Raw genomic sequence first — 21,078 nt, 5'->3', positions numbered from 1 at the left:
GTAAGGAGATCCGCGCATGGCCTTCGACACCCGCAAGATCACCCCGAACCTGGAGCCGTTCGAGTTCATCGACCTCGACGGCGAGAGTCACGAGATGCCGAACTTCTCGACGCTGACCGGCGACCAGACCGCCCGGCTCAAGGCCGGCGACGAGTCGGTCATCGAGGAGATCTGCGACGAGGACACGGTCGCCGCGTTCGAGGCGATGCCGATGTACGTGCAGATGCAGGTCGCCCAGGCGTGGGCCGAGCACGCCGGGGCCGTGGGAAAAGCGGCGCCGCGATCCTCGCGTCCCCGCTCCACGCCGAAGCGCTCGCGCTCGACCTCACGCTGAGGGGCGCCGACCCCGAGCTCGGCCACTACACCGTCGGCCGGATCGGCGCCCTGTGGGCCGTCCTGGCCCACGACCCGAGAAGCACCGTCGCCCGCGTCGGCGGCTCCGACGGCCACACCGCCAGCGAGCACCTGCTCTTCCTCTCCCTGGACGAGTTGCGGGTCGCGAACTGGCTGAAGTCCAAGGACGGCGCGAAGGGCCGCAACCGGCCCAAGCCCGTCTCCCCGCTGGCCCGCAAGCCGGGCCTGCGCACCGGACGCACCGACCGCTCACCCGCCGAGGTCATGGCGCTGCTCCGCCGTCACCGCACCCCCTAGGAGGTGGTCGCCGTGGCTGAGGAAGTCGGCGTCGCCTACGTCCGCCTGCTGCCCTCCCTGCGCGGTTTCGCGCAGGCCGCGCGCGAGCAGCTCGACACCGAGCTGTCCGCCCCGGCGCAGGAGGCCGGCGAGGAAGCAGGCGAGGCGATCGCCGAGGGCATCGCCGACGGGGCGGAGGAGGCCAAGGGGTCGCTGCGCGGCCTGGCCACCGCGTTCGCGGGCCTGACTGCAGGTCTTCCCGTGGTTGCGGCCGGCACCGCCGCCCTGGCCGGTCTGGCCGCAGGCGCCGCGTCGGCCGGGGCCGCGGTGAAGGCGTTCCAGGTCGCGGTCGCTCCGCAGATGGAAGCGATCGCCGAGGCGACCACGGCCGCCGAGAAGGCCGAGAAGGCCCACGCCCAGGCCGCGCTGAAGTCCGCCCAGGCACAGCGGCTCGCGGCCAAGGGCGGCGAGGAGTACCAGGCCGCGCTGCGCGAGGCGGCCACCGCGACCAAGGCCGCCTCGCTGGCCGATGCCGCCTACGAGCAGCAGCTCGCCGCGCTGCCCAAGCCCACCCAGGACTACGCGCGCGCCCTGCAGGGACTCAAGGACGACCATCAGGCGTGGTCCGACAGCATGGCCGCCACGACCATGCCCGTCATGACCCGCGGCATCAACCTGCTGCGCGGGCTGCTCCCGTCGCTGACGCCGTTCGTCAAGGCCGCGGCCGGCGCCTTCGGCCAGTTCCTCGGCACCGTCGAGGCCGGGACCAAGTCGGCCAAGTTCCAGCAGTGGGTGGACTCCACGGCGAAGGCCGCCGGGCCCGCGCTGCTCAACCTGCTCACCACCATCAAGAACTTCGCCGTCGGTTTCGCCTCGCTCGTCGGCGCGTTCTCCGGCGAGTCGGGCCGGATGACCGGCGGCCTGCTGTCGATGTCCGCCGCGTTCTCCTCCTGGGCCCAGTCGCTGAAGGGCTCCGAAGGGTTCGCCCAGTTCCTCGACCTGGCCCGCGAGGGCGGCGGCGCCGTGATGAACCTGGCCGCCGCCGCGGGCAACCTGCTCGTCGCGCTCGGCCCGCTCCTCGGCGCCACGGCCACTCTCGCGAACCTGCTGGCGACCGTGGTGAACGCGATCCCCACCCCGGTACTCACGGCGCTCGCCGCCGTCCTGGTGGGGGTGAAGGCCGGGATGCTCGGATACGCCGCCGGCGCCAAGGTCGTCACCCTCTGGAACAAGATCATGGCCTCGTCCACGTGGGTCGCGATCTCCGGCTGGGTCCGGATGAACCTGGTGGCGCTGCGCGCCTACGCCCAGGTCGCGGCCGCCGCCGTCTCCTCGGCCGCCAGCACGGCCGCCGCGTGGATGGGCGCCGCCCTGCGCTCGATGGCCACGTTCGCCGCACAGGTCCTGCGTACCGCCGCCGTGGCTGTCGCCCAGTTCGTGCTCATGGCGGCCCGCGCCGTGGTCTGGGCTGCGGTCATGGCCGCGCAGTGGCTCATCGCCATGGGCCCGATCGGCTGGATCATCGCCGCCGTCATCGGCCTCGCCGCCCTGATCATCGCCAACTGGGACAAGATCAAGCAGTGGTCCGCCGCGGCGTGGGACTGGATCTGGGCCAAGATCAAGGCCGTTGGCGACATGATCGTCAACTTCTTCCTGAACTGGACGCTCCCGGGCCTGCTGATCAAGCACTGGGACGGGATCAAGGCCAAGGCCATGCAGGCGTGGGACGCGCTCGTCGCCTGGATCCGCGGCATCCCGGGGAAGATCTACAGCCTGTTCCTGAACTGGACGCTGCCCGGACTGATCATCAAGCACTGGCAGTCCATCAAGGACGGCACCGTCCGCAAGGCCACCGAGATGCTCGCGTGGGTCCGCGGCCTGCCCGGGCGGATCACCGGCGCCCTCGGCAGCGTCGGCAGCCTGCTCTACACCAAGGGACAGGACATCGTCCGCGGTCTGCTGAACGGCGTGAAGTCCATGGGCGGCTGGCTGCGCTCCTCGCTCATGGGCTTCGCCCGCTCGATGGTCCCCGGCCCGATCGCCAAGGCCCTCGGGATCGCAAGCCCGAGCAAGGTCATGGCCGACGAGGTCGGCCGCTGGATCCCGCCGGGCATCGCCATGGGCATCGAGTCCAACCTGTCGGACGTCACCGTCGCCACGCGCGCCGCCGTCACCGCCGGCATCCCCACGGCCGCGGCATCCGGCCCGGCCCGGCCCGCCGCAGCGGCCGGAACCACCGTCGTCATCGACGGGTCCGGGATGCCGCCCGCGCTCCTGGAGTGGCTGCGGCACTCCATCCGCATCGAGGGCGGCGGCAACGTGCAGGCCGCCCTCGGCCAGAACTAAGGAGGCCCCGTGCCCGAGTTCCCCGACGCCCGGCTGCCGTTCCGCGCCGAGCTCGCGTTCGGGGCCGACGTCACCGCGGCCCCGTCCACCTGGACGTGGGCCGACGTCTCCGACCGCGTACTGAACCAGACCGTCACCATCACCCATGGCGCTCAGAACGAGTCCGGCGGCCTCAACCCCAGCTCCATCAGCCTGGACCTGGACAACCCCGACGGCGCCCTCACACCCGACAACCCCATGTCGCCGCACTGGCCGCACGTCGTCCAGGGCACGCCCTTCCGGTACTCCCTGAAGGGCACCGAAACGGCCCTCGTCCTCGACGAGTCCCGCGCCGGCACCGCCACCACCCCTGACCACGCCTCGTTCGCCGTCACCGACCTGGACGTCCGCTTCGAGGCAGAGATCGACTGGTACAAGGCGGACGGGAACCAGACCCTCATCGGCCAGTGGGGCGCCGATGGCAACCGCTCCTGGCTCCTGCGGGTCGCCCTGGGCATGATCGTCCTGAACTGGACCACCAACGGTACGGTCGCCACCGTCCACTTCACCCAGGCCCCGGTGCCGCAGCTGCCGCGCCGCGCCGCGCTGCGCGTCACGCTCGACACCGACAACGGCGCCTCCGGGTACACCGGCAGCATCTACTGGGCCCCGACCCTGGACGGCCCGTGGACCCTCATCGGCACAAGCACCAACGGCCCCACCGCCACCACGATCTTCGACGGCACCGCCCCCCTGGAGATCGGCCCGACCCAGCCCGGCACCAACCCGCTACGCGCCCCGTACATCGGCCGCGGCTACCGGGCCGAGGTCCGCTCGGGCATCAACGGGACCGTGGTTGCAGCGCCCGACTTCCGGGCCCTTACCGAGGGCGCCACCGGCTTCACCGACTCCACCGGCAAGATCTGGTCGGTCAACGGCACCGCGAAGGTCACCGCCTGGCGCAGCCGGATGGTGGGCAACATCGGCTCGTGGGCCCCGACCTGGCCCTACGGCGACCTGTCCGACGGGCCGACCAAGCCGGGTGAATCCCGCGTCGCGATCACCGCGAACGGCATCCTGCGCCGCATGCAGCAGGGCAAGAAGCAGCTTGCCAGCACGCTGCGCCGCCGGATCCCCTCCGGCAGCCCGCTCGCGTACTGGCCGCTGGAGGACGGCACCACCACCACGAGCGCCGCATCCGGCCTGCCCGGCGGCACCCCGGCCGCCGTCACAGGGGTGGAGTGGGCGGCCGTCGACACGCTGCCCGGCTCCTCCGCGCTGCCGAAGCTGGGCAACCCCGCCTCGCTGCGCGCCACCGTGCCCGCGGCCTCCACGCCCGGCTGGCACGTCGAGTGCCTGTACTTCCTGCCCTCGCTCCCGGCCGCCCAGACCGAGATCCTTCGCGTCACCGTGAACGGCTCCGTGATGCGCACGGCGATCGTCTACGCCTCCACGGCCAACATCCGCATCGAGGCCCGCGACGCCGGCGACGACATCATCGGGTTCTTCCAGTACACCAACGCCACCGCGCTCACCGACTTCGCCGGAGTGTGGAACCGCCTCCAGCTGTTCGTCTCCGACGACGGCGGCGGCACCACCCGGCTGGTCGCCGGGTGGCGGGACATCACCAACGGCGCCGGCCGCTGGACGAGCGCATGCGACTTCGCCGGCACCATGGGCACCGTCACCCAGATCAACGGCAACTGGGGCGCGGGCACCGCTGGCATGGTCATCGGCCACCTCGCCGCCTTCGCAGTCCCCGGCACCGGCAACACCGCCGGGGTCACCATCTACGACGGCGCCGACGACGGGTTCACCGGCGAGCGGGCCGGGGCCCGGCTGCAGCGCCTCGCCGCCGAGGAGGGCCTGCCGCTGCAGCTCCTGGGCCCGGCCGCTGCGACCGCGTCCATGGGGCCGCAGCGCCCGGCCACCCTGCTCGACCTGCTCGCCGAGTGCGCCGCCACCGACGGTGGCATCCTCGCCGAGCAGCGCGAACGCAGCGGCCTGGAGTACCTGCCCCGCACCGCCCTGTACAACCGGCCCGTGGCCTGGACTCTCGACGCGGGTGCGAACGAGATCACCAACCCCTTCGCACCGGTCCTCGACGACCAGGCCACGCGCAACGACTCCCAGGTCTCCCGGCCCGGCGGATCCAGCAGCGTGGCCGCCGACGAGGCATCGATCGCCCAGGCCGGCCTGTACGACGAGCAGGTGACCGTCAACGTCTTCAGCGACAGCCAGCTCGCCGGGATCGCCCAGTGGCGCGTGCACCTGGGGAAGTGGCCCCGCATGCGCTACCCGAAGATCAGCTGCGAACTGGCCGTCGCCCCGCAGCACATCGACACCTGGCTCCGGCTCGGCATCGGCGACCGCATGCAGGTGATCAACCTCCCGCCGCAGCACCCGGGCACCCCCGACGCCCTGGTGCAGGGGTTCGCCGAGACGATTAGCCCGACCCGCTGGACCGTCACCGCCACCTGTTCGCCGGCCGGGCCATGGACCGTCGCCGTTCTCGACGATCCCGAGCGCGGTCGCCTGGACACCAGCGGCTGCACCCTCGGCGGCGCCGTGTCCGCCTCGGCCACCACCCTGACCTTCGTCACCGCCCCCGGCCTGCGCCGCTGGATCGACTCCGCTGCCTTCGCGTCCAGCTTCCCCTTCAACGTCCTAGTCGGCGGCGAGGAGGTCACCGTCACCGCCATCACCGGCACCACGAACACCCAGACCGCGACCGTCATCCGGTCCGTCAACGGTGTCGTCAAGGGTCACGCCCAGGGGGCGATGGTCTCGCTCGCACAGCCTGTCCCGCTCGCCCTGTAAGGAGCGCTGCATGTCCTACCCGCCCCTCTTCGCCGGGCAGATCCTGACGCCCGAACTCATCGGCAGCCTGCTGCCGCTGGAGGTGACCAAGCAGGCCGACGAGCCGCGCACGACCGCGACCATGGCGGCCGACTCCGAGCTCGTGCTGCCCGTCGCCGCGAACGCGACGTATCAGCTGGAGGGCTACATCATCTACAGCCAGAACACAGGCGCCTCGGCGACGACCGGCGCCAACTTCGGCTGGACCGGGCCCAGCGGCGCGACGCTGCAGTGGACCTCCGGCGGCACCTCCGGCCCGGCGAACCTCACCACCCAGGACATCACCGCCGGGCCCATCACCGCCATCCGCGGGCAGCCCGCCAACGGCGCGACCCGGATGGCGATCATCCCGTTCGGCACGCTCATCACAACCACCGGCGGAACCTTCGCCCTCAGGTGGGCCCAGGTCGCCGCCAACGCCATTCCGACCTTTGTCCACGCCAACTCGTGGATCTCCCTGCGCCGCATCAGATGACCGCGCCGCACCTCACCGCCCGCCCCGCGCCGACCCGGCCGGGGCTCTCGTCATCTCTGGAGGCCACCGTGCCCGAGCGCCACCCCGCCGTCGCCAACGTGCTGCGGTTCTTCGACCACAGCCACCTTCCGCCTCGCCTGGCCGAGGTGAGCCGCCCGTTCGGCGAGCTCGCCCACGACCTGGCCGACCGGCCCGGCCTCGACGGCCCCGAGCTCACCACCGCCCTGCGCAGGCTCCTGGACGCCAAGGACGCCGCCGTCCGCGCCGCGCTCCCGACCGGGAAGGACACCGCCTGATGGCCACCCCCTTGACCGCGGACCGGCTGCTCGCCGCGCTCCGCGCCGAAGGCGTGACCGTCGTCGAGCACGACGGCTGGCGCACTCACAACCGAAACCAGGCCGGCGCCTGGGGGCCCGTGGTCGGCGTGATGATCCACCACACCGTGAGCTCCGGCACCAGGTCCTCGGTCGAGCTGTGCTACCGCGGCTACGAGGGCCTGCCCGGCCCGCTGTGCCACGGCGTGATCGCGAAGGACGGCATCGTCCACCTCGTCGGCAACGGCCGCGCCAACCACGCCGGTGGCGGCGACCCGTCCGTCCTCCAGGCCGTCATCACCGAGACCTACCGCGACCGCCCGCCAGCCCCGCGCGAGCACCAGGGCAGCCGCGGCGCCGTCGACGGCAACTCCCGCTTCTACGGCTTCGAGTGCATCAACCTCGGCAACGGCGCCGACCCGTGGCCGGCCGCGCAGCTCGACGCCATCGAGCGGGTCTCGGCGGCGCTGTGCCGGGCCCACGGCTGGGGTGCCCGCTCCATCATCGGGCACTCGGAGTGGTCCGACTGGAAGAGCGACCCGCGCGGCGTCAGCATGCCGGGCATGCGCGGCCGGATCGAGCAGCGCCTCGCCACCGCCCCGGGCAAGCCCAAGCCCCCGCCGGCCAAGCCGCCCGCTCCGCAGTACGAGCCGTTCCCCGGCACCGCCTGGTTCACGACCCACCCGAACTCGCCGATCGTGACCGCCATGGGGCGGCGCCTCGTCGCCGAGGGCTGCGGCCGGTACAAGGTCGGCCCCGGCCCGCGCTGGTCCGAGGCCGACCGCCAGTCCTACGCCGCCTGGCAGCGCAAGCTCGGATACCGCGGCGACGATGCCGACGGCTGGCCCGGCGCCACCTCCTGGCGCGCGCTCCGCGTCCCCAAGACCTCCCGCTGAAAGGCACCCCTCATGAACCTGCTCGCCTCCGTCCTGCGCACCGCCGTCCCGCTCCTCGCCGGATGGATCCTCACCGTCACCGGCGCCCTCGGCATCGAGGCCGACCAGGCCGCCGTCGTCGGCGGCGTCACGGCCGCCGTGACCCTCGCCTACTACGTCGTCCTGCGCCTGGCCGAGCTCGGTGCCGAGCGCATCGGCTGGGAACCGCTCCGCCTCGCAGCCGGCCTGCTGCTCGGCTGGGCCCGCCCGCCGGCCTACACGCCGCCGCGCGGCACGACCGTTGTACGTGTCCACTTCGACAAGGCCGCGCTGCGGGCCGACATCGGCGACGTCCTGCGAGCGGCGGCCCGGGATGCGGACGGCTACCGATGACCCCGGAAGAGCACGGCACCGTGGCCCTGGAGCTGGAGCGACTCCACGGCACGATGAAGGCCGGTTTCGCGAAGGTCGACGGATCCCTCGCGCTCCTCGTCCAACGCTCCGACCAGACCGACAAGCAGCTCGCCGACCACGACGCCCGCCTCGACACCCTGGAGCGCGCCCGCTGGCCTCTCCCCTCACTCGCCGCCGTGTGCGGCCTGGCCGCGCTCGGCCTCACCCTGTACGAGCTCGCCGCCCGCTGAACCACCCGCGCCCCCTCCGCCCACGGCGGAGGGGGCGCGCTTCGTCGTTCCTCAGGGCCTACGCTGCCTCGTACTCGTGCGGGTGGCCGCCGCGCCACTTCACCCAGTGCGGATCGTCGAGGATCAGCTCGGGGTCGAGGAGGCCGGCACCCTCGAGGAAGACGACGAGGTCGTGGTCGGAGTGCGCGATGCCGAGGTATCCGACGTCCTGTCCGCGCCCCTGCACGGTGACTCGCCGCCCGCCGGACGGGTCGGGCGGGTGCACGATGATTGGGGCCTCGCTCATCCTTCTAGGGTGCGCCGCCTAAGTCAGTCGAGCACGCCGAGGTCTGGGCCTGCCCGGCAGATGGCGCAGGCATGGACCCGACCGTCGGTTAGCGCGTCCAGGGCCTGCTTGCGGGTGAGGGGCTGGGTGTGGCCGCTGACCATGTGGCAGTCGCCTCGGTGCACGGAGTCGGGCACGGGCCGGCCGCCCTGCCGGAGGTAGGAGAGCACCCACTCGGGTGGCTCGCGCCGGGCCCGGATCGGTGCTGCGGCCCTCTGCTCCTTCTCCAAGCGTGCGATCTTCATGTCGATCTCGGCGAGGACATAGCTCAGCCAGACCCTCAGGGTCCGAAGGCGCGGAAGATCAGGAGGCAGTGCGGACACATGTTCGATTCTAGTCTTCCGCTCTGGTCACGCGACACCGGATGCCTGCGAGCCGGGCAGGGCCTCAATCGCGTCGACGATCAGGGCGCGTGCGGCTCCGCCGTACACCGCCATGCTGCGCAGTTCGTCGAATGCGGTCTCGTACAGCGCGACCTCGGATGGCTGGGTGATGTTCACCTCGGCGGACAGCAGCTCGACCGACGCGAGCGTGTCGTCGTACAGGTGGAACACCTCCTGCGGCCAGAGACGGCGGCGGGGTGTGTTCATGGGGATGATGCCGAGGGAGACGGCGGGCAGGGCGCCGGCGGTGAGGAGGTGGCCGAGCTGGGCGGCCATGTCGTCGCTGCTGCCGAGCTGGTAGCGCAGTGCGCTCTCCTCGATGACAAAGACGAAGCGCCGGTGTCCGGCGTGGTGGATGATCTGGGACCGTTCGACGCGGGCGGCAGCAGCCTCGGCGGAGTCGTCCGGGACACCGAGTAGCCGGGCGTTGCTGGCGAGCAGGGCGCGGGTGTAGCCCTCCGTTTGGAGGAGGCCGGGGACGAGAGTGGGCGAGTACACCCGGAACAGGCTGGTCGCCTGGAAGAGGCTGAGGTAGCTGGACTGGAGCTGGCGCAGGCCGGTGCGCGCCCGCCTGCGCCACTCCTGGTACATGGTTTCGGCGTCGCGGGAGAGGGCGACGAGGTCCGCCGCCCGCTCGGTGGCCGCGCAGGCCCGGCACCACGCGACAATGTCGGCCGTGGAGGGCGGCGTCGTCGCCGTCTGGATCCGGCTCACCTTGGAATGGCTCCAGCCGCACAGCTTGGCCAGCTGGGTGATCGTCAGCCCCGCGTCCTGGCGCAGCTCCAGCAGCTGGCGGGCGACACCCTCGCGGGCGGCCTGCGCCGAGGACGATGGGGAGACGGGCATGTGCAACTCCTGCTAGCGGATCTTGTACTGGTCGTGCGGAACGGCCCGCTCCCACACGGCCTCAACCGCGTCGGCGTACGCCGTCACGAGGTCAGGGTCGGTGCGCAGCTCCATGGCAGGGGCGGCCCATTCACCAGCTCCGGTGAAGTGGTTGAGCAGGAGCTGCTCGCCGTCGAAGAGCCAGCCGTCGACGACCGGGGTGAGGAGGCCGACGGCCTGTTGACGGGGAAGCCACCGCACCTCTTCACCCGCAGTGACGTTGACGACCGTGCCTGCGTGCTCGTACCGGATGTAGTCGCTGACCGGCTCGGAGACGATACGGACGCGCCGCATCGTGACGCCGCGAGCGGTGGCCGCGCGCACCATCTCGACCCACGGTGCCCAGTACGCGGATGCCGGGTCGACGTCGCGCTCGCCCGTCTCGCGCCAGCGCTGGTAGTCGTCCGCCTCGTCGGCTACGGCGTAGACGTCCCGGAGCTCCAGGTGGATGGCCGAGCGGCGTGCGCCGGCCAACAGCTCATCGAACCGCGGCTCGCTCTGCGGCATCGCACGCCTCCCTCAGGATCGAGACCATGTGTGCGGGGATCCGGATCACCGTCTCGCCCTCCGGGATGGTCTTGTCGTGGCCGGGTGCGTTCTTCTCGATGCACTCGGCTCGGGTGGCCTCGTCGGCCATGTAGCTCTGGAGCACGATGTCCCGGGTCTGCTCGTCGACCCAAGCGGTCGGGCTGCCGGTCTGCCCGGATTCCGGGTCCACACCGATGAACTGTAGAGACATGCTCGGCCTCCCTCGTAGGGGTGTGCGCTGATGTGCACCAACCTGGCCTGACGCCACGAGTCGGTCAAGAGTCCGAACCTGCCAGAACGGCAGGTCGGCTGAATCTGTGCACACCGGTGCACATCGCTGGTGTGCGTGCACGGACCCTCTCTACGGTCGTCTCGTCCCCGCTGACCGGCCGATGGGAGCCTCAGCATGATGACGATCAAGGTCTACCGGGTGCGCCCCGACGGGACCACCGCGCCGGTCTCGTACGAACGGTGCGACCGTCCGACTGACCTGCCCGCAACGAGCGCCTTCCCTCCCTGTACGTGCCCCCGATGCCGTGGTTCTGCCTGGTGCGACTTCCATGACGGGCCGTCGTCCACAGCCGCGCTCGTCGACGAGCACCGCCGGGCCTGTGCCCCGTGTCGCGAGCAGCGTGGTCTCACCTCTCAGGCTGCGCTGTGACGGTGCCTGCCGGGGGGCGGCAGCTGCCCCGCTACGAGGACTTGACCTGGGACCAACACCTTGGGCGTCACTGCGTGTGGTGCAACGGGCGCATCACCGTCGGCGGCACTGAGGCCGGGCGAGTTGGCACCCGACACGGCGCCCACGTCTTCAGCGTCCCCGTCTACGCGGGCCCCTGCTGCTCGACCGAGGAGGAGGCGACAACCGTGCAGTGCGCGTACTGCGGCAACCCGATCGAAGGCGCCGCCGAGCCGGTCGGCGACGATGCCGCGAGCGGCGCGCACGCCACGGCCTACTGGCACGCCGACCCGGCCGAGTGCGGCCCGAGGCAGGCACCGCTCCCCGGCCCGGACGAGCCCTCGCCGCTCCAGCTCCACCTGGCGCGCGCGGGCCATCGCCTGCGCCCCTGATCTCCTGCCCGTGGACGTGAGCGCCGGCCGTCCACGGGCAGGGCACAGCCGCCCCGGCCGCCGCACCGGTCCCGTCCATGACAGGCCGTCGGCCGGGGTCCCTTCCTCACCCCCGGAGGTGTGTCCGTGAGCGAGTACGACGAGTACCGGGAGTACCACGACCGCAAGGCCGCCGGAGAAGGCCAGCGCAAGCACGCCGCGGACAGCGGTGGGAAGCACGCCAAGAGCGGTGACCCCGACAACTGCATGGTCGTCGCCCCGATCCCCGGGATCGCCATCGGCCTGCTCTTCCTGCTCGGGCGTACCCTGGTGCGCCAGACGCGAGGAAGGACGAGGCGAGGATGAGCAGCAGGACGATGTCCGTGGCATCCCGATACCTGCGCTGGGGGCAGCCCCGTTGCACCTGCGGGGACCCAAGGTGCCAGCAGCTCGACTACGAGGTGCTCGGCGTCCCGGCCTGGCTGCTCTCGCTCGGCCTGGTCGTCGCGGCCGCCGTGGCCATGCTCGTGTACACCGCGGCACAGCGGATCTGAGACCGCCCCGGCCGGGTCCCGTCCCCGGCGGGGGCTAGCGCACCAACTCCGCGAGATCGACGTCGACAACTCGGGCGATGTGCAGGAGGAGCCCAAGGCTCGGATCGGAAGTGCCGTGTTCGATGCGGTGAACCGTCTTGTGGTCGACGCCCACGACCTCGCCGAGCTGGAGCTGCGACAGGTTCGCGTGCTCGCGTGCGCTGCGGATGCGCGCGCCGATCTCCGTGCGGCGCGTGATCACCCAGGCGGGCTGTTCAGTGGGCATCCCTCCAACGTCTGCGGCCCATGATCATTTGTCTTTACCTGACCAGGTAAAAAGTTTGATCTTGAGGCGCCTGGGGGATCACCGGTAGACGTGCCTCCGCTTAGGGGGCGCAGGAGCGCGAGCCCCGCCTGCGATGCTGCCGCGGGCGGGGCTCGCTTGTTCGTCACGCCTTCGCGCGGGCCGCCCATCGGCCGTACCACGCCATGAGCTGGTAGGTCGTCGTGACCCCCAAGGCGGACTTGGCCTCCGTTAGCTCGGTCGCCACCGTGCGCGGGCTGACACCCAGCTCCTTCGCCGCGGCCCGACTGTCCAGCCCCGCGTCGAAGAGGCCGAGAATGTCGAGCTGTCGCGGGGAGAGCCTTATGTCGCCCGCCTCCGCGAGCGCCTCGGACCACCACCGAGCCCGCTCCCAGAGGCGATCGAACGCTGCCTTGGCCCACGCGATTGTGGCGCGGTCGCGGATGTGCCAGCCGCTGTGTGACTCGGTGCCCTCGAGGACGTAGTCGTCCACGAAGAGGCTGTCCTGGTCCACGATGATGAGGCGCTGCTCGCGGGCGGCCGAGACCTTGATCTGTCCGCCGGCCGCGATGAACGCGTCTGCGTACCGCCGCGTCGCCTCGTCGGCCAGCGCCCCGATGCCGTACACAAGGCGCATGCCCACGCGACCGCTCTGTAGCAGGGCGATGCTCCGGTCGGACCCGAGGCGCTTCACCTCCGCGCTCCGCTCGGCCGGGGGCGCGGGCTGCACGGTGCAGATCTCCTTCGTAGCCAGGGTCGAGACCGCGCCAAGCCGATCGTTCACCTGGGCCATGGTGGGCAGGAACTCGCTGCCCGGCCCGCCGTACAGACGGTGGGCGTCGAAGTGTGCGGCCAGGCCCTCGATGACCGGCACCTGCCGCATGCGTTCCAGGCTGCGCGCGAGCGTCTCCTGCTCGTCGGCGAGGAGCCGTTGCGCGACCGCCCGCGGATCCATGGCGACCCACCGGCCCGGCGCGTACGGGTCCGGAACGATGAGCCCCTCCTCGGCCAGCCGCTGTGTGCTCTTCTCGTCAGCGTCACCGCCGGCCGCGATGGCCTTGTAGGCCACTTGCTCTTCGGCCGTGAGCGGTTGCCCGACCGTGGCCGGGTTGTACGTTTGCACGATCCCACCCCTCAACTCCGCGTTGCATTTCGTCGCAACGCGTAATGTTGCAGCGCCCCAGGTCTAGATCCTGGCATAGGTCCGTGGCACTCTCGTAGGGATCCAGAAAAACGTATGCGTGTTCGAAGAAAGGTTTCCCTGTGACTCGAACCAACAAGGCGCTGAGGGCTGGCGCCGCGCTCGCGTTGGCCGCGGTCGCCGTGGCCATCCCTGTGTCCGCTGCGACCGCAAATGAGGATCAGCGCGTCATCTCCACGGAGGGCGACATCGGCTGGGGTGCCCCGCCGGCGGAATCGCCGACCCCGAACCCGACGCCGACCACGCTCCCGGCCGGTGACATCGGCTGGGGCTGACAGCCACCTCCCACGCCACCCCCCATTGAGCGTGCCGGTCTCTGCACCTGGTGACCCCCCGGACGGGTCCGGCGCGAAGCGGGCTCCCCGACCATGCTGCGGTCGGGGAGCCCGCGGTCATTGTGCCCTGTAGCCAGGAGGGACGCCATGATCGTTTAGGGGAAATTTGGGAGACAGCCCACCTCGTGAACCCACTTCAACACCCCTCGAACCCCCGTGAACACCTCCGGCCCTGATCTGGCGTTACCGCGCTGACCAGGGCCGGAAGGGCCCTACCTGTGTGCCCCCGGCAGGATTCGAACCTGCGACACCCGCTTTAGGAGAGCGGTGCTCTATCCCCTGAGCTACGAAGGCATGGCGTGCGGTCAGTGTAGCGGGTGGGGGTCTCGGGGGCGGGGTGGGCCGGGGGAGGTGTCTTCGGGGGGAGGGGATTTTGGGGTGGGGTGGGCGGAAGGATGGGGTGGTTCTCCCCGTTTGATTCGGCAGAGCCGTCCGTGGTCGACGGCCGTCGTTCAGGCAGAGAGGCAGTCGCCGTGAAGGTAGAGATCTGGTCGGACATCACGTGCCCCTGGTGCTACGTCGCCCAGGCCCGGTTCGAGAAGGCGCTGGACGCCTTCCCGCACCGTGGGGGTGTGGAAGTGGTGCACAAGTCGTACGAGTTGGAGCCGGGGCGGGCCAAGGGGGATGTGGAGCCCATCATCAAGGTGCTCATGAAGGGGAAGGGGTGGTCGGAGGCGCAGGCGCTGGCCAACGAGCGGAACCTCACCGCACAGTCGGCCGGCGAGGGGCTGCCGTACGTCGCCGGGCGTGACCACGGGAGCACCTTCCACATCCACCGGCTGCTGCACTTCGCCAAGGCCCGCGGCAAGCAGCACGAGCTGGTGAAGGCGCTCTACCGGGCCAACTTCGCCGAGGAGGAGTCGATCTTCGCCGACGACGAGCGGCTGGTCGCGCTCGCCGTCGAGGTCGGGCTCGACGCCGACGCCGCCCGGGCCGTGCTCGCCGCTCCGGACGCCTACGCCGACGAGGTGCGTGCCGACGAGCGCGAGGGGGCGCAACTGGGGGTGTCCGGGGTGCCGTTCTTCGTCTTCGACCGGCAGTACGGCGTCTCCGGGGCCCAGTCCACCGAGGCGTTCACGCAGGCCCTCACCCAGGCATGGGGCGACCGTCCCCCGCTCCTGGCCGTCGTCGGCGCCGACGACGCCCACGCGTGCGGGCCGGACGGATGCCCTGTACCTCACTGAGACATCGAGCAACGCTTCAGGGGCGGTCCTCCCTCGGGAGGACCGCCCCTTGGCGTCTGCCTGTGTGTGAGGGGGGGTGCCCCTGTGTCTTTGGTCAAGCTGGTCGGGTGTGGGTTCGGGGCGTCTGGAACGATGCGTCCCGTGCATGCTGATGATCAGGTTGGCGAGGGTGTCCCCGCGGAGCTCGCGGTGTTCCTGCGGAAGGCGGTTGACGGCCGCCCGGTGAAGATCGCTCCTTCCGTCTGCGAGGGGTGCGGCGGTCGTGTGTTCTTCGTGCTGGTCAACGCATCCGGTGCGGAACGAGAGTGTTCGGGCTGCGAGAGCCGTGCGTTCATCGCGGACAGCGAGGAGTACTGGAACGAGGAATCCTGGGAGGACGACGAGCCCGGTGCGGCCGGCTGCCCGTGCGGGAGCGAGGAGTTCGAGGCCGCGGTCGCGTTCTCACTCGGCACCGACGGCTCGGTCCGCTGGGTGACCGTGGGCCTGCGGTGCATCAAGGATGGGTTCTGCGGGATCTATGCCGACTGGAAGATCGACTACGAACCGACGGATCACCTCCTGGCCACGGTCTAGGTCTGCGGAGCGACAGCCCGAACGGGCTGCGGTTCGTAGAAGGTTCCGTCGCGGAGCATCGAGAAGAGGACATCGGCCCGGCGTCTGGCGAGGCCGAGCAGAGCCTGGGTGTGGTGCTTTCCCTGGCTGATCTTCTTGTCGTAGTAGGTCCGCGAGACCGGCGTAGGCGGCGAGGTGGCCGGCGGTCGGGAAGGTGCTGCCGTCACCGACCTCGATCAGGATCCGGGCTCCGGTCCTGACGCCGACTCCCGGCATCGAGGTCAGGACTTTTGGAAGAGGGTGGGCCTCCAGCAGTTCCTCGATCCGCCCGGCCAGCAGCTTGCGCTGGTTAAGGACGGCGGCCAGCGATCCGGCGAGGCTCGGGACGATCAGCGCGGCCGCTTCGGTGCCCGGAACGGTGACGGTCTGCTCGTCCAGGGCGGAGAAGATCTCCTCGACCAGCCGCTCGGCCATCCTGGGCGCCTTCGGTCGCAGCAGGGTGACCAGCCGTCGCCGTCCGGCCTTGCGTATCTGGGCCGGGGACCCGAACCGTGCCAGCAGCGTGAGGACAGCCGGGTGCTGCAACCGCGGTCCCAAGGAGGGGAAGTCATGCCGGACCCGAAGGCCGGAGGCCCCACTTCGGAGCCACGAAGAAGGTAACGGAGGGAGAGAGGGGGACGCCGGACGGCGCCGTGCTCCGGAAGGGGGGGAGCACGGCGCCGTCTGCGGCGCACGGGGTGGCCCCGCTCAGCCGATCGCGGGCTGCGGCGTCTTCTCGGACTCGGACAGGTCGCTGCCTTCGACCTTGACGGTGGCCGACGGCGAGTCCTTCTTCAGGGCCAGGGCGAGGATGCCGCCCAGGACCAGGAGGCCGGCGCCGACGTAGCCGGCCAAGTGCAGGCCGGACAGGATGTCCGCCTTCGCGGCCTCCGCGTAGGTGCCGGAGAAGGTGGAGTTGGCGATCGCCACCAGGAACGCGAGGCCCACCGCGCCGCCGACCTGCTGCGAGGTCGAGGCCATGGCGCTCGCCACGCCCTGCTCCTCCGGGCCGACGCCCGAGCTGGCGGAGGCGAAGACGGAGACGAAGACGAGACCGCCGCCGATGCCCCAGATGATCGAGCCGGGCAGCAGGGCGTAGAACGAGCCGCCGACGGACATGCCGAGGATGGTGGCCGCGATGCCGATGCCGTTGACGACCATGCCGGTCGACAGCGTGGCGCGCATGCCGTAGCGCTCCATGAACTTCGGCGCGAGCTTGCCCGAGCCGATGATCGAGACCAGCGTGAGCGGCAGGAAGGCCAGGCCGGCCTGGATCGCGGTGTACTCCAGGACCGGCTGCACGTAGGTGGTGAAGGTGTAGTACGCGCCGGCCAGCGCCGTCTGGAAGACGAAGAGGACGGCCATGGCGACGACCAGCGGCCGGTTCTTCAGGAGCCGGAGCGGCATGAGCGGGTTCGCGGTCTTCGCCTCGGTGATGAAGAAGGCGATGAGCAGGACGGCGCCGACGATCAGCGAGCCGAGGGCGAGCGGGGAGGCCCAGCCCTCCTCGGGACCGGTCACCAGGCCGGTGACGATCGCGGAGACGCCGATCGTGGAGAGCAGCGCGGCCGGGATGTCGAAGCCCTTGGAGAGGTTCGCCGGGCCGTCCGGGCGGATCGCGCCGGGGGCCGGGAGCAGGGCGATCAGCGCCAGCGGGATGTTGATGAAGAAGATCCAGCGCCACGAGACCAGGTCGGTCAGGACACCGCCGAGCAGCGCGCCGGCCGCGAGGCCGAGCGAACCGGCGGCACCCCAGGCGGCGAACGCCTTGTTGCGCTGGGAGCCCTCGAAGGAGGTGGCGATCAGGGCGAGGACCGCCGGGAAGAGCAGCGCGCCGCCGACACCCTGGAAGAGGCGGGCGCCGATGAGGACGCCCTGGGTGGTGGCGAGGCCGCCGACGAGCGAGGAGACCGCGTAGAAGGCGAGGCCGGTCATGAAGAGCCGGCGGGCGCCGATGCGGTCGACGGCGCGGCCGCCGAAGAGCAGCAGACCGCCGAAGGCCACCGCGTAGGCGGAGACGACCCATTGCAGCGACTGGGCCGAGAAGCCGAGGGCGGTGCCGATGTCGGGCAGCGCGACGTAGACGATGTTGAGGTCGACGCTGATGATGAACTGGGAGAAGGCCAGCAGGAAGAGGACGAGTCCTGTCTTCTTGGCTGGTGTCGACGTGGTCACAAGACCTCCATGGTCTTCATGGACGTGTTTTCCGGGGGGTTCGTCCACGGCGCGCGGGGCGCCGCCGTGCAGTCGAGCGGTCTGCGCGGAGGCACCCGGCGCGTCCGTGACGGGGGATCAGCCGAAGCGAAGCTGAAGTTCGTTGGGGCCGGTGATGCCGATGGCCGGGCGCCAGGTGATGTCACCGACGACCTTCGGGGCACCGAGGCGGCGGGCGAGCGCGGGCAGCGCCTCCGTGATCTCCATGCGGGCGAGCGGGGCGCCCAGGCAGTAGTGCGGGCCGCCGCCGAACTGCATCACGGCCGTCCTGCGCTCCGCCGTGATGTCGAAGACGTCGCCGCCGGGGTACGCGAGCGGGTCGCGCTGCACCGCCTGCACGCCGATCATGAACATCGTGCCCTCGGGGATCCGCTGCCCGCGGAACTCGATGTCCTCGGCCGCGTAGCGGTAGACGGCGTTGGAGGAGGGGCGCCAGCGCATGACCTCCTCGACCGCCCGCGGGGCGAGTTCGGGGCGCTCGCGGAGCAGGGCCCACTGGTCGGGGTGCTCGGAGAAGGTGACCATGGCGTTGGCGAGCTGGAGGCGCGTGGTGTCGTGCGCGGCGAACACCATGGTGACGACGAGGTTGCGCAGCTCCTCCAGGGTGACCCTGTTGCCGTCGACGTCCTCCTTCTGGGCGGTGACGAGGGCGGAGATGAGGTCCTGGGTGGGCGCCTCGGCCTTCTTGGCCATGAGGGCGTCCACGTACGCGTACAGGCCGACGACGGCGGCCTCGACGCGGCCCGGTATGTCGCCGCCCAGGGCGAGGCTGAAGACGAGGCCGATCTCCGAGCTCCAGTTGCTGAAGCGCGGGTAGTCCTCGGCCGGCACGCCGAGCAGCTCGGACATGACGGTCAGCGGCAGCGCGTCGGCGAACGCCTCGAAGAAGTCGACCTCGTCCTGGGCGGCGATCTCGTCGGCGAGGCGCTCGGCGGCCTGCTTGATGACCGGGCGCAGGTTCTCCAGCATGCGCGGGGTGAACGCGCGGCCGACGAGCCCGCGCAGCCGGCGGTGGCTGTCGCCGTCCTGGTTCACCAGGCCGTTGACGAACCAGTCGTAGACGGGGCCGCCGCTGATGCCGTTCTGCTCCATGAAGCCGGTGCCGTTGTGGGTCAGCCGGCCGTCCCGGACCAGTTCCGACGCCTCCGCGTGGCGCAGGACGAGCATGCCGAGCGGGGTCTCGGCGTACCAGCCCGCGGCCTGCGCCCGGACGACCTCGGGCAGGTCGAAGCGGAAGTCGGGGTCGATGACGTTGATGAACGGGACCTCGGAGGACTCCGGCACGGACAGGGTTTCCGCTGACATGTCTTGACCGTCCTTGAGAGGGATCAGAAGGGAGGAGGGGAGGAAGGAGGGAGGAAGGAAGGAGGGAGGAACGGGAACTCACGGCTCGCTTATCGCGAGATTACATAGCTACCGTTCGGTATTCTTTGTCGAGCGGGGGACCGGGGGACTGGTTTGGCAACTTGCCAAGACCTCACCGGATTCGGTGACTTGGCTTGCGCGGCGCCCCGCCCGCCCGCCGCACCGGGTCCGGCCGGGCCGGTTCGGTCCGGGCGCGCTCAGCGGAAGTCGCTGTCGCGGTACTCCGCCGAGGAGCCGTCCAGGGTCGCCGCCCGCAGCTCGACCCGGCGGATCTTGCCCGACACCGTCTTCGGCAGCGGGGCGAACTCGATGCGCCGGATCCGCTTGTACGGGGCCAGGGCCTCCCGCGTGTACGCGAAGAGGCGCGCGGCCGTGTCCGGGCCCGGCGCGAAGCCGTCGGCGAGGACCACGTACGCCTTGGGGACGGCGAGCCGCAGCGGGTCCGGGGCCGGGACGACGGCCGCCTCCGCGACCGCCTCGTGCTCCAGGAGCACGCTCTCCAGCTCGAACGGGCTGATCTTGTAGTCGGACGCCTTGAAGACGTCGTCCGACCGGCCGACGTAGGTGATCCGGCCGTCCGCCTCGCGGCGGCCGATGTCACCGGTGTGGAAGAAGCCGCCCGCCATGGCCTCGCCCGTACGCTCCCAGTCCCCGTGGTAGCCGGTCGTCAGGCCCACCGGCCGGGCCGGGCCCGACAGGTCGAGGCAGATCTCGCCCTCGTCGGCAGGCAGGCCCGACGGGTCGAGCAGCGTGACCGTGAAGCCGGGCGCGGGGTGGCCCATGGAGCCGGGGACGAGGTCCTGGCCGGGGAAGTTGCCGATGGCCAGGCTCATCTCGGTCTGCCCGAAGCCGTCCCGTACGGTCACGCCCCAGGCGTCCCGGACCCGCTCGATCACCTCGGGGTTGAGCGGCTCCCCGGCCCCCACCGCCTCGCGCGGCGGCGTCCCGAGCCGGCCGAGGTCGGACTGGATGAGCATCCGCCACACGGTGGGCGGGGCGCAGAAGGAGGTGACGCCCACCCGGTCCATCTCGAACATCAGCCGCGTCGCGTCGAACCGCTCGTAGTTGAACGCGAAGACGGTCGCCTCCGCGTTCCACGGCGCGAAGAGGCTGGACCAGGCGTGCTTGGCCCAGCCCGGCGAGGAGATGTTCAGGTGCACGTCCCCGGGCCGCAGCCCGATCCAGTACATGGTCGACAGATGGCCGACGGGGTACGAGAGATGGGTGTGCTCCACCAGCTTCGGCGCCGAGGTGGTCCCGGAGGTGAAGTAGAGCATCAGCAGGTCGTCGGCGCGGGTCGGCCCCTCGGGCTCGAACCCGCCCTCGTACGTCTCGAAGCGCTCGTACGGGACCCAGCCCGCGGTCGCGTCGGCGGGGGTGCCGCCGGCCAGGATCCGGGTGTACGAGCCCGGCACCGCGTCGAACTTCGCCCGGTCCGCGGCCCGGACGACGACGTGCGTCACCCGGGCCCGCTCGATCCGGTCGCGCAGGTCCACCGCTCCGAGCTGCGGGGGCGCCGGGGTGAGGACGGCGCCCAGCTTCATCGCGGCGAGGGCGGTCTCCCACAGCTCCACCTGGTTGCCGAGCATGACGAGGATCCGGTCGCCGGCCCGGACGCCCCGGGCGCGCAGCCAGCCCGCGAGCCGCGAGGAACGGTCGGAGAGGCGGGCGAAGGAGTGCCGGGACTCGCGGCCGTCCTCCTCCACGATGTGCAGGGCGGTGCGCTCGTTGCCGGCCGCGATCACGTCGAACCAGTCGAGCGCCCAGTTGAAGTGCTCGGGCCGGGGCCAGACGAAGCCCTCGTACGCGGCTTCGTAGTCGCCGCGGTGGGCGAGGAGGAAGTCGCGGGCGGCCCGGAAGGCGGCGGTGGCGTCGGGCGCGGGTGCGGTGAGGGGCGCGGCGGGGGTGGCGGGTGCTCCGGGCGCGGTCCCGAGCGCGGTGGCGGAGGCGGTCACGCGGCCGTCTCCTCGTCGTTGACCCAGCTCATGAGCTTGCGGAGCTCCTTGCCGGTGGTCTCCAGGAGGTGCTGCTCGTCCTGGGTCTTGTACGCGTTGTACT

General features: G+C 71.2%; 25 protein-coding genes, 1 tRNA gene and 1 pseudogene. 15 read left to right on the top strand and 12 right to left on the bottom strand.

The annotated features are described in order from the left end of the window. Window positions 1-16 precede the first annotated feature (16 nt). The 9 genes from ABZ135_RS18410 to ABZ135_RS18370 are packed head-to-tail and all read left to right on the top strand — an operon-like array spanning window position 17 to window position 8,122. Window positions 17-334 carry a hypothetical protein gene (locus ABZ135_RS18410; protein ID WP_356696913.1) on the top strand — a complete coding sequence of 106 codons (318 nt, stop codon included), beginning with the start codon at window positions 17-19 and terminating at the stop codon, window positions 332-334. Next, window positions 241-651: a DUF5361 domain-containing protein gene (locus ABZ135_RS18405; protein WP_356696911.1), complete on the top strand. Its 411-nt coding sequence runs from the start codon at window positions 241-243 to the stop codon at window positions 649-651. The genes ABZ135_RS18410 and ABZ135_RS18405 overlap by 94 nt, the downstream gene beginning before the upstream one ends. A 12-nt stretch (window positions 652-663) precedes the next feature. Next, window positions 664-2,976 (top strand): hypothetical protein, encoded by a 2,313-nt coding sequence (locus tag ABZ135_RS18400; protein WP_356696909.1) that lies wholly within the window; start codon window positions 664-666, stop codon window positions 2,974-2,976. 9 nt (window positions 2,977-2,985) lie between these two features. Beyond that, on the top strand, window positions 2,986-5,775 hold the full coding sequence (locus ABZ135_RS18395; RefSeq protein ID WP_356696907.1) for a hypothetical protein: 2,790 nt from the start codon (window positions 2,986-2,988) through the stop codon (window positions 5,773-5,775). Between the two features lie 10 nt (window positions 5,776-5,785). Beyond that, on the top strand, window positions 5,786-6,289 hold the full coding sequence (locus ABZ135_RS18390; protein ID WP_356696905.1) for a hypothetical protein: 504 nt from the start codon (window positions 5,786-5,788) through the stop codon (window positions 6,287-6,289). Beyond that, window positions 6,286-6,585 (top strand): hypothetical protein, encoded by a 300-nt coding sequence (locus ABZ135_RS18385; protein ID WP_356696903.1) that lies wholly within the window; start codon window positions 6,286-6,288, stop codon window positions 6,583-6,585. Before ABZ135_RS18390 ends, ABZ135_RS18385 begins: the two co-directional genes overlap by 4 nt. After that, window positions 6,585-7,499, top strand: coding sequence for a peptidoglycan-binding protein (locus ABZ135_RS18380; protein WP_356696901.1), 915 nt, complete (start codon window positions 6,585-6,587; stop codon window positions 7,497-7,499). Before ABZ135_RS18385 ends, ABZ135_RS18380 begins: the two co-directional genes overlap by 1 nt. Window positions 7,500-7,511: 12 nt before the next feature. Further along, on the top strand, window positions 7,512-7,871 hold the full coding sequence (locus ABZ135_RS18375; RefSeq protein ID WP_356696899.1) for a hypothetical protein: 360 nt from the start codon (window positions 7,512-7,514) through the stop codon (window positions 7,869-7,871). Beyond that, window positions 7,868-8,122 (top strand): hypothetical protein, encoded by a 255-nt coding sequence (locus ABZ135_RS18370; RefSeq protein ID WP_356696897.1) that lies wholly within the window; start codon window positions 7,868-7,870, stop codon window positions 8,120-8,122. Before ABZ135_RS18375 ends, ABZ135_RS18370 begins: the two co-directional genes overlap by 4 nt. Before the next feature lie 58 nt (window positions 8,123-8,180). Here ABZ135_RS18370 and ABZ135_RS18365 read toward each other — a convergent pair whose 3' ends face one another. The 5 genes from ABZ135_RS18365 to ABZ135_RS18345 are packed head-to-tail and all read right to left on the bottom strand — an operon-like array spanning window position 8,181 to window position 10,454. Further along, window positions 8,181-8,408 (bottom strand): hypothetical protein, encoded by a 228-nt coding sequence (locus ABZ135_RS18365; RefSeq protein WP_356694760.1) that lies wholly within the window; start codon window positions 8,406-8,408, stop codon window positions 8,181-8,183. A gap of 23 nt (window positions 8,409-8,431) precedes the next feature. Continuing rightward, window positions 8,432-8,770, bottom strand: a complete 339-nt coding sequence (locus ABZ135_RS18360) for a DUF6233 domain-containing protein (RefSeq protein ID WP_356696895.1) — start codon at window positions 8,768-8,770, stop codon at window positions 8,432-8,434. A gap of 27 nt (window positions 8,771-8,797) precedes the next feature. After that, window positions 8,798-9,676 (bottom strand): helix-turn-helix transcriptional regulator, encoded by an 879-nt coding sequence (locus ABZ135_RS18355; protein WP_356696893.1) that lies wholly within the window; start codon window positions 9,674-9,676, stop codon window positions 8,798-8,800. 12 nt (window positions 9,677-9,688) lie between these two features. Continuing rightward, window positions 9,689-10,222, bottom strand: coding sequence for a DUF6879 family protein (locus ABZ135_RS18350; RefSeq protein WP_356696891.1), 534 nt, complete (start codon window positions 10,220-10,222; stop codon window positions 9,689-9,691). Further along, window positions 10,194-10,454, bottom strand: coding sequence for a hypothetical protein (locus tag ABZ135_RS18345; protein WP_356696889.1), 261 nt, complete (start codon window positions 10,452-10,454; stop codon window positions 10,194-10,196). Before ABZ135_RS18345 ends, ABZ135_RS18350 begins: the two co-directional genes overlap by 29 nt. 524 nt (window positions 10,455-10,978) lie before the next feature. Here ABZ135_RS18345 and ABZ135_RS18340 point away from each other — a divergent pair. From ABZ135_RS18340 to ABZ135_RS18330, 3 genes are all read left to right on the top strand, one after another. Further along, window positions 10,979-11,314, top strand: a complete 336-nt coding sequence (locus ABZ135_RS18340; protein ID WP_356696887.1) for a hypothetical protein — start codon at window positions 10,979-10,981, stop codon at window positions 11,312-11,314. 126 nt (window positions 11,315-11,440) lie between these two features. Further along, complete coding sequence (locus tag ABZ135_RS18335; RefSeq protein WP_356696885.1) at window positions 11,441-11,659, top strand: hypothetical protein; 219 nt, start codon at window positions 11,441-11,443, stop codon at window positions 11,657-11,659. Between the two features lie 17 nt (window positions 11,660-11,676). Beyond that, window positions 11,677-11,847: a hypothetical protein gene (locus ABZ135_RS18330; RefSeq protein ID WP_356696883.1), complete on the top strand. Its 171-nt coding sequence runs from the start codon at window positions 11,677-11,679 to the stop codon at window positions 11,845-11,847. A 34-nt stretch (window positions 11,848-11,881) separates the two neighbouring features. Here the strand turns inward: ABZ135_RS18330 and ABZ135_RS18325 are convergent, their stop codons facing one another. Next, the gene (locus tag ABZ135_RS18325; RefSeq protein ID WP_356696881.1) at window positions 11,882-12,112 is read right to left on the bottom strand and encodes a helix-turn-helix transcriptional regulator; all 231 of its coding nucleotides are present in this window, start codon (window positions 12,110-12,112) and stop codon (window positions 11,882-11,884) included. A gap of 163 nt (window positions 12,113-12,275) precedes the next feature. Next, window positions 12,276-13,253: a LuxR C-terminal-related transcriptional regulator gene (locus tag ABZ135_RS18320; RefSeq protein WP_356696879.1), complete on the bottom strand. Its 978-nt coding sequence runs from the start codon at window positions 13,251-13,253 to the stop codon at window positions 12,276-12,278. A 140-nt stretch (window positions 13,254-13,393) separates the two neighbouring features. On the opposite strand from ABZ135_RS18320, the gene ABZ135_RS18315 reads away from it, so the two are divergent. Continuing rightward, window positions 13,394-13,606, top strand: coding sequence for a hypothetical protein (locus ABZ135_RS18315; RefSeq protein ID WP_356696877.1), 213 nt, complete (start codon window positions 13,394-13,396; stop codon window positions 13,604-13,606). A 281-nt stretch (window positions 13,607-13,887) separates the two neighbouring features. Here the strand turns inward: ABZ135_RS18315 and ABZ135_RS18310 are convergent. Beyond that, window positions 13,888-13,960 (bottom strand) — tRNA-Arg (locus ABZ135_RS18310). Window positions 13,961-14,139: 179 nt separating this feature from the next. On the opposite strand from ABZ135_RS18310, the gene ABZ135_RS18305 reads away from it, so the two are divergent. Together ABZ135_RS18305 and ABZ135_RS18300 are read left to right on the top strand one after the other, a co-directional pair. Further along, window positions 14,140-14,850 (top strand): DsbA family oxidoreductase, encoded by a 711-nt coding sequence (locus ABZ135_RS18305; protein ID WP_356696875.1) that lies wholly within the window; start codon window positions 14,140-14,142, stop codon window positions 14,848-14,850. 141 nt (window positions 14,851-14,991) lie between these two features. Next, window positions 14,992-15,423: a hypothetical protein gene (locus tag ABZ135_RS18300; protein ID WP_356697158.1), complete on the top strand. Its 432-nt coding sequence runs from the start codon at window positions 14,992-14,994 to the stop codon at window positions 15,421-15,423. Here the strand turns inward: ABZ135_RS18300 and ABZ135_RS18295 are convergent. The 4 genes and pseudogenes from ABZ135_RS18295 to ABZ135_RS18280 form a co-directional block, all read right to left on the bottom strand. Then, a pseudogene (locus tag ABZ135_RS18295) lies at window positions 15,420-15,999 on the bottom strand (transposase); the annotation flags it as partial. The gene ABZ135_RS18300 and the pseudogene ABZ135_RS18295 sit on opposite strands and share 4 nt — an antisense overlap. A gap of 150 nt (window positions 16,000-16,149) precedes the next feature. Beyond that, the gene (locus tag ABZ135_RS18290; protein ID WP_356696873.1) at window positions 16,150-17,616 is read right to left on the bottom strand and encodes an MFS transporter; all 1,467 of its coding nucleotides are present in this window, start codon (window positions 17,614-17,616) and stop codon (window positions 16,150-16,152) included. A 117-nt stretch (window positions 17,617-17,733) separates the two neighbouring features. Continuing rightward, window positions 17,734-18,960 (bottom strand): cytochrome P450, encoded by a 1,227-nt coding sequence (locus tag ABZ135_RS18285; protein ID WP_356696871.1) that lies wholly within the window; start codon window positions 18,958-18,960, stop codon window positions 17,734-17,736. A 257-nt stretch (window positions 18,961-19,217) separates the two neighbouring features. Then, window positions 19,218-20,975 (bottom strand): AMP-binding protein, encoded by a 1,758-nt coding sequence (locus tag ABZ135_RS18280; RefSeq protein WP_356696869.1) that lies wholly within the window; start codon window positions 20,973-20,975, stop codon window positions 19,218-19,220. Window positions 20,976-21,078: the final 103 nt, after the last annotated feature.

The organism is Streptomyces sp. NPDC006339 (assembly GCF_040612775.1).
Classification (GTDB): Bacteria; Actinomycetota; Actinomycetes; order Streptomycetales; family Streptomycetaceae; genus Streptomyces.
Note: the sequence above shows the minus strand (reverse complement) of the source record. Positions and strands in the feature narration are given on the sequence as shown.

What these genes read in the sequence shown, in the direction of transcription:
- ABZ135_RS18375 (WP_356696899.1), top strand. Translation starts at nt 7,512, where the DNA reads ATGAACCTGCTCGCCTCCGTCCTGCGCACCGCCGTCCCGCTCCTCGCC.
- ABZ135_RS18355 (WP_356696893.1), bottom strand. Translation starts at nt 9,676, where the DNA reads ATGCCCGTCTCCCCATCGTCCTCGGCGCAGGCCGCCCGCGAGGGTGTC.
- ABZ135_RS18365 (WP_356694760.1), bottom strand. Translation starts at nt 8,408, where the DNA reads ATGAGCGAGGCCCCAATCATCGTGCACCCGCCCGACCCGTCCGGCGGG.
- ABZ135_RS18385 (WP_356696903.1), top strand. Translation starts at nt 6,286, where the DNA reads ATGACCGCGCCGCACCTCACCGCCCGCCCCGCGCCGACCCGGCCGGGG.
- ABZ135_RS18345 (WP_356696889.1), bottom strand. Translation starts at nt 10,454, where the DNA reads ATGTCTCTACAGTTCATCGGTGTGGACCCGGAATCCGGGCAGACCGGC.
- ABZ135_RS18390 (WP_356696905.1), top strand. Translation starts at nt 5,786, where the DNA reads ATGTCCTACCCGCCCCTCTTCGCCGGGCAGATCCTGACGCCCGAACTC.
- ABZ135_RS18410 (WP_356696913.1), top strand. Translation starts at nt 17, where the DNA reads ATGGCCTTCGACACCCGCAAGATCACCCCGAACCTGGAGCCGTTCGAG.
- ABZ135_RS18370 (WP_356696897.1), top strand. Translation starts at nt 7,868, where the DNA reads ATGACCCCGGAAGAGCACGGCACCGTGGCCCTGGAGCTGGAGCGACTC.
- ABZ135_RS18325 (WP_356696881.1), bottom strand. Translation starts at nt 12,112, where the DNA reads ATGCCCACTGAACAGCCCGCCTGGGTGATCACGCGCCGCACGGAGATC.
- ABZ135_RS18380 (WP_356696901.1), top strand. Translation starts at nt 6,585, where the DNA reads ATGGCCACCCCCTTGACCGCGGACCGGCTGCTCGCCGCGCTCCGCGCC.
- ABZ135_RS18285 (WP_356696871.1), bottom strand. Translation starts at nt 18,960, where the DNA reads ATGTCAGCGGAAACCCTGTCCGTGCCGGAGTCCTCCGAGGTCCCGTTC.
- ABZ135_RS18350 (WP_356696891.1), bottom strand. Translation starts at nt 10,222, where the DNA reads ATGCCGCAGAGCGAGCCGCGGTTCGATGAGCTGTTGGCCGGCGCACGC.